Origin of the sequence: Psychrobacter sp. AOP31-B2-9 (assembly GCF_052378005.1) — a bacterium.
Classification (GTDB): domain Bacteria; phylum Pseudomonadota; class Gammaproteobacteria; order Pseudomonadales; family Moraxellaceae; genus Psychrobacter.
Genome location: NZ_JBQSXG010000109.1, coordinates 1 through 10,626 on the forward strand (window position 1 = coordinate 1; position 10,626 = coordinate 10,626).

Genomic DNA, 10,626 nt, shown 5'->3' on the forward strand with positions numbered 1-10,626 from the left:
GTTAGTTCATTAAGCGTTATAGAGTTTAAATGAGAATGATTTTTAATATCATTTATAGGAAAAGTACGCTAGTATTGCACCTTTGTATCATTTGCTAGACATCTTGTAACGGTAGAGGTTAGATTTTTGTCAGTAAATAAAAATAGGAGCAATGGATGACATACGCAGGATTTTTCTCTAAGAAATGGGCAATAGCAGGATTTGCTTGTTTGTTATATTCAACGTCATTTTCTGCATTTGGTTCGGAGACGGCGATGTTAACGATGGACAGTCCTTTAAAAGGCCAGCTAATAAATAGTACAAAAAACAATAAAAATTCTTTGGCTCATTCATCAAATATTAGCGTTCCCTGCGACAAAGGCGATTATCTGACGGGATATATCGATAGTGGTGATAATACGGTAACGCTTGATATTTTAGATTCGACAGGCAATCTATCGCGCCGTTTAGTTGATCATAAAAGCGGCAAGCAAAATTTTTATTTAGTGGCAGAAAACTGTGATGCGACATGGCGCTTGTCTGGATCAGGTGCATACCAAGTAGTGCTTGAGCAACGTATCAGTTTAGCAGATCAGAATTTAGAAAGTGCTTTAGAAAGCTCTGACACATTACTTAGTCCAAAAGTATCAGCATTACGTGAGTCACTGACAAAAGGACAGAGTAGCGATAGTTTTTGGGCGGATGTAGAGGTATTAGGTACACCGCTCGTTGAAGATACTGCTACTGGTACTGTGATGACATTTTTGGCGCGGGGCAATTATAACAACGTAAAACTTTTAGGCGCACCTTCTAACAATCACGAGTCGCTACAACAGCTAGCTAATTCTGATGTTTGGTATAAGAGTTTTGTGGTGCCAAAAAATACCCATTTTTCTTATCAGATAGCGTTTAATGTGCCTCAACCACCAGAATCTGGATTTGCACGTAGAGTGGCGATAAGAGCTGTGGCTCAGGCCGATCCTTATAATCATCATCCATGGCCTCATTCAGCAATCGACAAGTACACAACCAAATCTACTATTACGTTAAAAGATGCGCCAAAAAGGCCTTGGGTAGATGTGCAAAAAGAAACCCCTAAAGGCGAGCTTTCTACTTTTAAATTCACCAGCAGTACGTTAGACAATACCCGTGACATTACCATCTATTCTCCTGCTATTGATGACAGCCAAAATAATAGAGACGATGCGGTGTTGTTGTATATCTTTGATGCGGAAGCCTATATCGATGCGGTTGGATTGCCAACGATATTAGATAATTTAATCGCAGCAGGTGAGATTCCACCGGTGACGGCGGTATTTATCAGTAATCCTGATGGTGATGCCCGTGCGCGTGAATTGCCTGCCAATCCTGTATTTGCAGATGTATTGGCCAATGAGCTGGTGCCGCAAGTAAATAAACGGTTGCCAGTAGCGATACCAAAGGATAGAACGGTCATTGCAGGGTCGAGCTATGGCGGATTGGCTGCCACGACTATTGCGTTACGTCATCCTGATATATTTGGCAACGTTATCTCTATGTCTGGATCCTTTTGGTGGAAGCCAAAGGAGCAAACCGCAGGTGATAAGCATTTTGTGGCGTCTGAAGTTATCAGAATGGATAAAGTACCTGTTCGGTTGTTTTTGAGTGCTGGCGTGTTTGAAACAGCTCGTGGGGAAAGTAGTAGCAATGGTATATTGGGAACCAATCGTCATCTGCGTGATGTGTTATTGGCAAAAGGGTATGACACTCGTTATGAAGAGTATGGTGCAGGGCATGATTACTTTTCTTGGCGAGGAATTATCGGGGATGGCTTGATATCACTTTTTGGGTCTGAGGAAGAGAAGTAATATCTGTATTTTATATAAACAGTAGCGGCTATGGCAGGATAGCCGCTACTGTTGGGGCTAGCGGTGTCATCACGTTCTTGCTACTATCTATCGTTGTTTGAGCAAGTTTTATCGTTGCGCTGAGCGCACCCTACGGCTAATATCTAAGGAAGTAAATGGAATTTTATACAGGAAAATCAGAAGAAGACGATGCAAAATATCTTCTCTCCTACATAAACGATGTGTTGATTCCAGCGTCTGAAGAATTCTTTGTATTAGTGAATCAAAATAAAGTCCTGCTTCACCACGCCTTTTCTTTTAATACTATATTGTCTCATGCGATAGACTACATGATTTTTATCGCAAAAAAAGTTACTAAGTCATCCAGTAACTCAAGTGTCATACGAAGAAATGATTTCATATCTAAATTTGATAAAAAATACCATGTAGACGGATGTTCTCATATAAATAACAAGTTTAAATTGCTAGATGCTGTTAACAACTCGTTTAAGCATGTTGAATTAGAACAGAAAAGATATGCTGATTTAATAAAAGTATATGGTGATTTGAACTTTCATAACCTATTTGCTGAGGATGGGAAAGTGTTTTTTAAGTCTCAACTATATAGCTTTGATTATTGCAGAGTAGTTATGAGGCCCATTGCGAAAATTTTCGACTGTGATATAAACACGTACAACGACGTAGATGATTTTATTAATGGTAGGATACATGGTAGTTTTGGTTATGGTAATTTTCCTTATGAATATGAACCATACGATGCTATTGATAGAATGATTGATTTTTGCAACTCTGAATGTAAAAACTGTGGTGAAGTAGATGATGACTGCGACTGTGTTAATTACATTTATGGTCAAAAATTAGGTAAATGCTCACCCAATATAGATCCCAGTTTTGATTTTAATGATGTAATGTCAGATATTAGTGGAGCGCGTGAGTGGAGAAAGAAGTAAATTCCAAGAGTAGGATACACATGTGTGCTAGATAAACGTTGTAGTAGGCATAATTTATAGACTAATAAACTAATCTAAAATTATGCCTGTAACCTCTAAAACAAAGGTAATCAACCCACAAATATCAGCTCTCACTAGGATTATACGCTCTCAACGCCGCAATACGGTCATCAAGCGTTGGGTGTGAGCGGAATAGGTTTGCAATACTAAAGCCTTGCGTTTGTCCTGACGAGATTGCGAACGCTTTCATACTCTCAGGCATTTGGTCGGGGCGCTGTGCAGAAGGACGAAGCGCATTAAGCGCACTGATCATCTTTTCGCGGCTGGCAAGTTTTGCGCCCATTTGATCCGCACGAAACTCACGTAAGCGTGAGAACCACATGACGATGGCAGATGCCAAAAACCCCAGCAGGATATCCATTACAATACTGGTGATGAAGTAACCAATACCTGGGCGACCACTGGTGTTTTTGAACACAGTACGGTCAACGAAACTGCCGATAATTCGCGCAAAGAACATCACAAAAGCGTTCACCACGCCTTGAATGAGAGCAAGCGTGATCATATCGCCATTGGCCACATGACCAATCTCATGCGCCAATACTGCCTCGACTTCATCTTGATTCATATTCTGTAGTAGGCCAGACGATACTGCCACCAGCGCTTTATTCTTATTCCAGCCAGTCGCAAAGGCGTTTGGCTGCGAATTGTTAAAAATACCGACTTCAGGCATACCGATATTTACCGCCCGTGCTTGTTTGGCTACCGTATCGACCAGCCATTTCTCAGTAGCGTTACGTGGGGATTCTATGACGACCGTACCTGTTGATCTCTTAGCCATCCACTTTGACAAAAATAGCGATATCATCGAGCCAACCATACCATAGATGCCGCACATAATGGCAAGGCTAACATAATTAAGTCCGCCTGCCGTATGTACGTCACCAAGGCCAAAAAATCTCGATAAAATACCAAACACAATGCTAAATACCACAATCACTGCTAAGTTGGTCAATAAAAATAATCCAATGCGCATCATGACGCTAACTTCCTATGTAAAGTGTCGGTATGGCCTCGATAGAGCACTCTCTAAGAGGTTTGTTTGCTATAGTTGTATCTAAACCATATTGAATGGATGCTACTGCTGTAAACAAAAAGTCAAAACAGCGTATAGCGATTAATTTTATTATAAACTGAAGTGATTATTATGGCGAACCGTAGTTATCTATATTCAACCAATATTATTCCCGAAGCAAATCAAAATGATAGCAGTCGTGTGTTAACTGGCATATCAGAATATAACTATGATATTCCAATTGTCTTTAAGGTGTTACTCTCTGGTAATACGCAAGCCTGTCTATCAGTGATTTGGGATAACCCTGAAAAGATTGCTCTTATTGGAGATTATGCCAGCGGGGTGAAAAATCTTGAAGCATTCTTAGCAGCTATTAGGCTACCTGCTGCTCAGGCTCCAATTACAGAAGCGCTTGAGTTCTTAAAAATGCCAGAGAACCAAAATCAGTATTTTATTTTGGAGTGTGGCGAGATTTTTTCTATGAGCGAGACGCCAATAGAAGCGCAAAATCTGGCACTTCTCAATCAAGTACAGAATTTGCAGCCTGAGATAGAGGCGGCATATCAGTCACTGTTGCCACCTGCGAAAGTCATGAACGAACAACCAAGACCTATTGGACTATTGGCAAAACTGTTTGGCCGCCGTCCAACACCCGCGAAGGCATTGTCTGCCAATGAATCAGAACAAGCTATCTTTAGTCTTGGTCTGGGAGTTTGGTCGAATATTTTGTACTTTGACTTTTCTGAAGATGACCAAGATTAAGCTTTAAAAAATATAGAAATATCATGAGTGCTTTGAAAGTCTGATAAAACAAGAAAACGTAGAATAAGGTGTCGTTTTAACTTTCCTTGTCAGCACGCTTGGTGGAACACCATCATAATTTTTATTAAAAATAGAGAAGGCCTAATTATGAATACTCTAGAGCTCAAAATCCCACCTGTAGCGCAAGTTATTATTATAGCCGCTGTTATGTATGGCGCTTCTAGAATTATACCTAATTTACAGTTCGATTTTGATGGATCAAATACGCTGGCGATTGGTTTGAGTACTATAGGATTGGGTAGTGGGGTCATGGGTGTGGCTCAATTTAAAAAAGCGCAAACCACCGTGAATCCGCATACGCCCGAAAAAGCTACAAACCTAGTGACACGTGGTATTTATCAATACACCCGAAACCCGATGTATTTAGGATTGGTGCTTATTCTATTAGGTTGGGCTTTTTATCTGTCTCATTTTTTACCATTTATGCTAGTGCCTGTTTTTATGATTTATATGACGCGCTTTCAAATCCAACCAGAAGAAAGAATGATGACACAGAAGTTTGGTATAGAGTATCAGGATTATATAGCTAAAGTACGCAGGTGGATATAAAGCTTATAGAGTATTCAGTCGCGGTGGGGTGCTCGATTGCACAGTTGTAAAGGATAGGGTGCTGGTCTCTGGTAATGCTGTAAAATATTTGACTGGATTTATCACGATTGCAGAGTAGTGGGTGAGGAGTAGTAAGTTTTGACAGAATTAAAGACCGTTGGGCTGTTTGCGCTTACCGCATTAGCAGAAATTATCGGTTGCTACCTGCCTTATCTTTGGCTGCGAGAAGGTAGATCAATCTGGCTTCTGATACCTGCTGTACTGAGTTTGACAGCTTTCGTATGGTTGCTGACATTGCATCCGACGGCTGTAGGCAGAGTCTATGCTGCTTACGGTGGGGTATATGTGGTCATGGCAATTTTATGGTTGTGGACAGTGAATGGTATACGACCAACCACGTGGGATGTTATAGGTTCGATAGTTGCACTGATAGGAATGGCGATTATTATGTTTGCACCGCGCAGTGGCTAGGGCATATTCTCAATTCAAACGAAAGCCAAAAAAATGCCAATCAAACGGTGAAGCTTGATTGGCATATTGATGCACTTACTATTAATGCAATTATTATTAATGCTTACCTAAGATGCTGCTATTGTCTTCTTTCTTAGCTTGTTTTGCCGCTTTCTTTTCTTTTGCAGTCAGAAGCGGTTTCTTTTTGACATTCTTTTTACTGTCTTGACCTTTGCTCATGGTTCTTTCCTCTTGAAATAAGCTGCAATATCCATAAAGTCAAAATAAGCAGACCTCAAGGAATATATTGGTACAGATGACGCGGATATCGCGTACTGTCATGAGTATAGGCTTAAGAGGTATTAATAGATAGCACGCGCACAATTCACCTACGATTCAATTAATGCCTTTGTTAATCCCAAATGAGTCATGTCAATTCGTATAATAAATATGAGTATTCATAAGTGCTTACTTACGGATACATAGTGATTTGCTATAATGGGCAACACGCCGACGAATAGATACGGCAAACCTTTATTTATAAACATTTAGCACAATGCTGCTTACAGCTTTGGTCAATATTATTATGCGTATTCGTAAACTCTTTAAATTTGAAAATGCCCATATCGTTCGCAACTGTAGTTCTGAACGTTGCAAGCATTCTATCCATGGTCACAGTTATCAGATTGAGCTGATTTTAGAGGCCAAACGTTTAGATCATGGTCAGATGGTCTATGATTTTGGTCTATTAAAGTCTTCGATTAAAGACATCATTGACAGCTTCGATCATGCTATTTGTTTTTGGAATAAAGACGATCCTGAATATATCGATGCTTGTAAAAAGTTCAGTGCGCGCTGGATAAGCCTGCCAGTGTCACCATCGGCAGAGCAGTTTTCACGAGTGATATTCTTTTGGGCGCAAGAGATTCTGCGCCAGACTCAAATGCAAAACGGTGAGTCGGATGTCAGTGTGTACTCAGTTATTGCACACGAGACAGCGACAGGCTATGCGCAGTGTTTCGCTGATGATGTAGCCAATGAGCAAATGGGTAAATTGGTTTTGGAAGAGTTTGCGTTCAGCGACCAAGTTTCCAAAGAATGGCATGACCCTGAGCTGTATGCCAAACTGATTCGCGGCGAGCGTTTTATGAATCCATCCGTGACGATGCAGGTTCAGACAGAACCAACACAGGCAGGTTCAGACTGATGCAGACTGATAAATTGATAAAAGACAGTAAACACTCGCAAACATTGATACTGAACTCTGAGCAAGACACTCAGGCATTGGCGCAGCAGTTGGCTGACTTACCATTGACGGGTAGTGTGTGGCTGGCAGGAGACTTGGGTGCAGGTAAGACCACGTTGACTCGCTATTGGCTGCAAGCGCTTGGTCATACAGGTGCAGTAAAGAGCCCGACCTATACGTTGGTTGAGCCTTATAATATTGAACAAGGCGATGGCAAGATTAAGCCAGTCTATCATGCAGACTTATATCGTCTTCAAGATCCAGAAGAGCTGTCTTTTATAGGATTTGATGAGTATTTGGATGAGCCAAATGCACTGGTCATTATCGAATGGGCAAGCCGTGCAGATGGTTATTTGCCTCAGCCGACGTTGTTTATTGATATAACTCAAGGTGATGGCGATACTCATGGTAAAGAGTCTCGTCTGGTTGAGCTACGACTGTCAAAAGCAGGTCAAGCGCTGGATTTGGATTTATCAGCGCTCAAGATTTAATGTTGTGAAAAATGGCTGTAATCCAAAGTGTCTGTAATTCAAAATGCTTTTAATTCAAAGCGCCTGTAATCCAAAACATACGATGCTCATCCATGTCTGATAATTATTCTAATACACGTATTAAAAAACTGTCGCCATTGCTCATTAATCAATTAGCAGCGGGTGAGGTCGTAACGCGTCCGGCAGCAGTGGTCAAAGAGCTACTTGAAAATGCCATCGATGCTGGTGCTACCAATATCGAGATACACATTACCCAAGGCGGCATGGGTATGATTGAAGTGGTAGACAATGGCGTTGGTATCCATCCCGACGATATGGTCATGGCGATTACTCGTCACGCAACCAGTAAGGTCGCTGATGTGGCCAATCTTCATGGTATCGCAACATTGGGTTTTCGCGGTGAAGCATTGGCAGCGACGGCAGCGGTTTCTCGTCTAACATTGTCCAGTAGTCATGATGATAGCGGTGTTGGTCGTCAGCTACAGGTCTCTGGTGTCCTAGCGGATGAGCCAAAACTGATACCCATCGTTCACAATCGTGGTACGACCATTACTGTCAAAGATTTATACTTCAATGTGCCAGCACGTCGCGGTAACTTAAAGTCTATTGCCACTGAATTTGGTCATATTGAGTCAATGGTTCGTGATGTTGCCTTGGCTCGTGCCGATGTAGCGCTCACACTGTTTCATGATAACAAGAAACGCATGTCGCTATCTTCTCATGAAGCGTCATCAACTTTGCAAGCTACAAGTGCTATCTCAAACCATCATGACAATGTAGTAGGTTATTTGCCTTTATCGCGTCTTGAGCAAGCAACAGGTATGGCATTGATGGACAATGCGATACAGATAATGATAGATCTTGCTAGCTTACTACCACCAACCATGGCACACGACGATGATAATGGCCTTGGTCATCACGCCAGTATCCGTGGTTGGATATGGCCCATACTGAATCAAGGGTCACAAGAGGCATTACCGAAACTGTTATATGTGAATGGTCGTTTGGTTAAAGAACCAATTATTAGTAACCAGTTGCGCCAACTTAGCCACAGTGCTGGACTAAATAGTATTGGCTATGCCTTGTATTTTGATTTGCCAACGCAATGGCTTAATATCAATGTGCATCCATCTAAGCAGCGTATTAAAATTGGCTCGCTTAATAATATTATGGCGCATTTAAATCATGCGATTCAATCAAAACTAAAGCATATTGACGTACCAGAGCAGCCTGCCACACATGACAAACCATTAATAAAAGATAGTACGTTTATAACTGATGCAGGGATAGGTGTTGTACCTACCACACAATCTTACGAAAGTGCTGTATCTCCGAACCGAAACAGGCAGGTGAATACTGCTAAACAGCCATATGAGCACCCAGGCCGTCAGGCAATGTCGCAACCTCAATATCTAGTAGAGTCAGCGTTAAATGGTAGTGAGTCTACAGGTCAGTATGCTAATATCTCAAACAATATATTGGCGGCAACAGCAGCTTTACCAACTTGCTTAGAGGTCATTAGTGACTTGGATACGTTAGCACTTGATACTGATACTGATACTGATACTAGTTTTGCTAAATGCGTTGAGGACACATCATTACCTTGGTTGTTATTTTTTCATCAAGGACAGTGTTTTCTTATTGGAGAGCAGGACTGGCAATCAAAGTTAAGTCAACTGTTTGAAGCAAAGATACTGAGTGGTAATATATTGCAGGAAGCTAAGCAAGCCAATACTGCAAAAGATGTTAATCAACAACTTGTGACTATAAGTCAGCAGATGTCCGCGCAAGACTTGATGCTGTTTATGACAGATATTGAAACGTTGCTCAATAAGCATTCGATTAAAGCTATTAGTACTCATCATTTGGCAGCACTGATGCTTCTATAGTCAAATTCATATCAATCAGCTACATCATTATCCTCGCTAACCATGCTAATGTATCGCTTGCACTCGGTTTGCTTGTATCGAGATTATTTGAGCTCAACTATATTTATTCCTGAAGAAATAATCAATTAGGTTTGATGCTAGCTCCTAACTACTCACTATAAATAATGATTAAAGGCAATCCTATGGGACAGTCGTCTGAGGGTTTATCTCAACAGCTAACAGATAATAGCGTGGTGTGTTTGATGGCACCAACCGCAAGTGGCAAAACCGCACTAGCCTATGAGCTATACGATACAGGGCGCTACGAGCTGATTTCGGTAGATTCAGCGCTGATATATCGTGATATGAACATCGGCACAGCCAAACCGTCAGCTGATGAGCTGGCACGCTACCCACATCACTTGGTTGATATCATTGACCCGATACAAAGTTATAGTGTTGCCGAGTTCGTTAGTGATATTGCCCGTCTTATTGATAAGTGTCACCAAAAGGGTAAGATTCCATTGCTAGTGGGCGGTACTATGATGTATTACATGGCACTACTGGATGGATTGTCTCCGGTACCTGACAGTGATGCTAGTGCGCGCGCGCGGGTGGAGCAGTGGCGACAGGATGAAGGTATCGAAGCGTTGTATGATTACCTCGGTCAAATAGATCCCATAAGCCATGAGCGCCTGAATGCAACCGATACTCAGCGTATTACTCGAGCGGTTGAAGTGTATCTGCAAACAAACACGCCACTTAGTGACTGGCAACGTCAGCCTAAACAAGCATTGGCACACAATCCAAATCAGCAGTGGCATGCGCTGGCAGTGATACCTGACCGCCCATGGTTGCATAAACGTATCGCGCAGCGTTTGGATATAATGTGGGATGAGGGATTATTAGCGGAAGTGATCGGTTTGCTTGAGCAATATACATTAACCCCCAATTTAGCGGCGATGCGCTGTGTAGGCTATCGGCAAGTATTGGAGTATCTAGTACATATAAAACACCCAGTATTTGAGTTACCACATTTAGATAAGGCACAATTCTATGATGCTTTTGAATTGGTTCAAGCGTCAGGTCGTGAGTCAGAAACACAAAATAACAATATGCAAAGTCAGGTACAATCTACGATGTCTGATGATGAGTTCGAGGCGCTTGCTTGTCAGCAAATGCAAAATAAGGCATTATATGCTACAAGACAGTTGGCAAAACGTCAGTACACTTGGTTGCGTAAAGTGATACAGCTGCCTAATGAGCAAAGTCACTCTGTATCTAATGCGGTAATGATAAAAACATTTACGACGATGGCGCAGGCAAGAGATTATCTGTACTAAAAATTT

11 protein-coding genes are annotated in these 10,626 nt (G+C 41.6%); 9 read left to right on the top strand and 2 right to left on the bottom strand.

Translation table 11 applies throughout. The annotated features are described in order from the left end of the window. Window positions 1-155: 155 nt before the first annotated feature. Both ACT3SX_RS11305 and ACT3SX_RS11310 read left to right on the top strand, forming a co-directional pair. On the top strand, window positions 156-1,826 hold the full coding sequence (locus ACT3SX_RS11305; RefSeq protein ID WP_192520681.1) for an alpha/beta hydrolase: 1,671 nt from the start codon (window positions 156-158) through the stop codon (window positions 1,824-1,826). Between the two features lie 155 nt (window positions 1,827-1,981). Beyond that, window positions 1,982-2,776, top strand: a complete 795-nt coding sequence (locus ACT3SX_RS11310) for a hypothetical protein (protein ID WP_192520682.1) — start codon at window positions 1,982-1,984, stop codon at window positions 2,774-2,776. A gap of 124 nt (window positions 2,777-2,900) precedes the next feature. Here ACT3SX_RS11310 and htpX read toward each other — a convergent pair whose 3' ends face one another. Then, window positions 2,901-3,815: a protease HtpX gene (gene htpX, locus ACT3SX_RS11315; protein WP_192520683.1), complete on the bottom strand. Its 915-nt coding sequence runs from the start codon at window positions 3,813-3,815 to the stop codon at window positions 2,901-2,903. Between the two features lie 168 nt (window positions 3,816-3,983). Between htpX and ACT3SX_RS11320 the strand changes: the two genes are divergently transcribed. From ACT3SX_RS11320 to ACT3SX_RS11330, 3 genes are all read left to right on the top strand, one after another. Further along, window positions 3,984-4,613: a DUF7822 domain-containing protein gene (locus ACT3SX_RS11320; protein ID WP_442069907.1), complete on the top strand. Its 630-nt coding sequence runs from the start codon at window positions 3,984-3,986 to the stop codon at window positions 4,611-4,613. A 147-nt stretch (window positions 4,614-4,760) separates the two neighbouring features. Further along, window positions 4,761-5,222 carry a methyltransferase family protein gene (locus ACT3SX_RS11325; RefSeq protein ID WP_192519578.1) on the top strand — a complete coding sequence of 154 codons (462 nt, stop codon included), beginning with the start codon at window positions 4,761-4,763 and terminating at the stop codon, window positions 5,220-5,222. Window positions 5,223-5,360: 138 nt separating this feature from the next. Then, entirely contained in the window at window positions 5,361-5,693 is a 333-nt protein-coding gene (locus tag ACT3SX_RS11330) for a YnfA family protein (RefSeq protein WP_192519579.1), read from the top strand. 96 nt (window positions 5,694-5,789) lie between these two features. Here the strand turns inward: ACT3SX_RS11330 and ACT3SX_RS11335 are convergent, their stop codons facing one another. After that, the gene (locus ACT3SX_RS11335) at window positions 5,790-5,912 is read right to left on the bottom strand and encodes a hypothetical protein (RefSeq protein ID WP_263972660.1); all 123 of its coding nucleotides are present in this window, start codon (window positions 5,910-5,912) and stop codon (window positions 5,790-5,792) included. Between the two features lie 346 nt (window positions 5,913-6,258). Between ACT3SX_RS11335 and ACT3SX_RS11340 the strand changes: the two genes are divergently transcribed. The 4 genes from ACT3SX_RS11340 to miaA all read left to right on the top strand — a co-directional run bounded on the left by ACT3SX_RS11340 (window position 6,259) and on the right by miaA (window position 10,620). Beyond that, on the top strand, window positions 6,259-6,879 hold the full coding sequence (locus tag ACT3SX_RS11340; RefSeq protein ID WP_192519580.1) for a 6-pyruvoyl trahydropterin synthase family protein: 621 nt from the start codon (window positions 6,259-6,261) through the stop codon (window positions 6,877-6,879). Continuing rightward, a complete protein-coding gene (tsaE, locus tag ACT3SX_RS11345) occupies window positions 6,879-7,409 on the top strand; it encodes a tRNA (adenosine(37)-N6)-threonylcarbamoyltransferase complex ATPase subunit type 1 TsaE (RefSeq protein ID WP_192519581.1) in 531 nt (176 codons plus the stop codon). The genes ACT3SX_RS11340 and tsaE overlap by 1 nt, the downstream gene beginning before the upstream one ends. Window positions 7,410-7,501: 92 nt before the next feature. After that, window positions 7,502-9,298 (top strand): DNA mismatch repair endonuclease MutL, encoded by a 1,797-nt coding sequence (gene mutL / locus ACT3SX_RS11350; RefSeq protein WP_442069909.1) that lies wholly within the window; start codon window positions 7,502-7,504, stop codon window positions 9,296-9,298. 182 nt (window positions 9,299-9,480) lie between these two features. Further along, entirely contained in the window at window positions 9,481-10,620 is a 1,140-nt protein-coding gene (gene miaA / locus ACT3SX_RS11355; protein WP_192519583.1) for a tRNA (adenosine(37)-N6)-dimethylallyltransferase MiaA, read from the top strand. The last annotated feature ends 6 nt before the right edge of the window (window positions 10,621-10,626 follow it).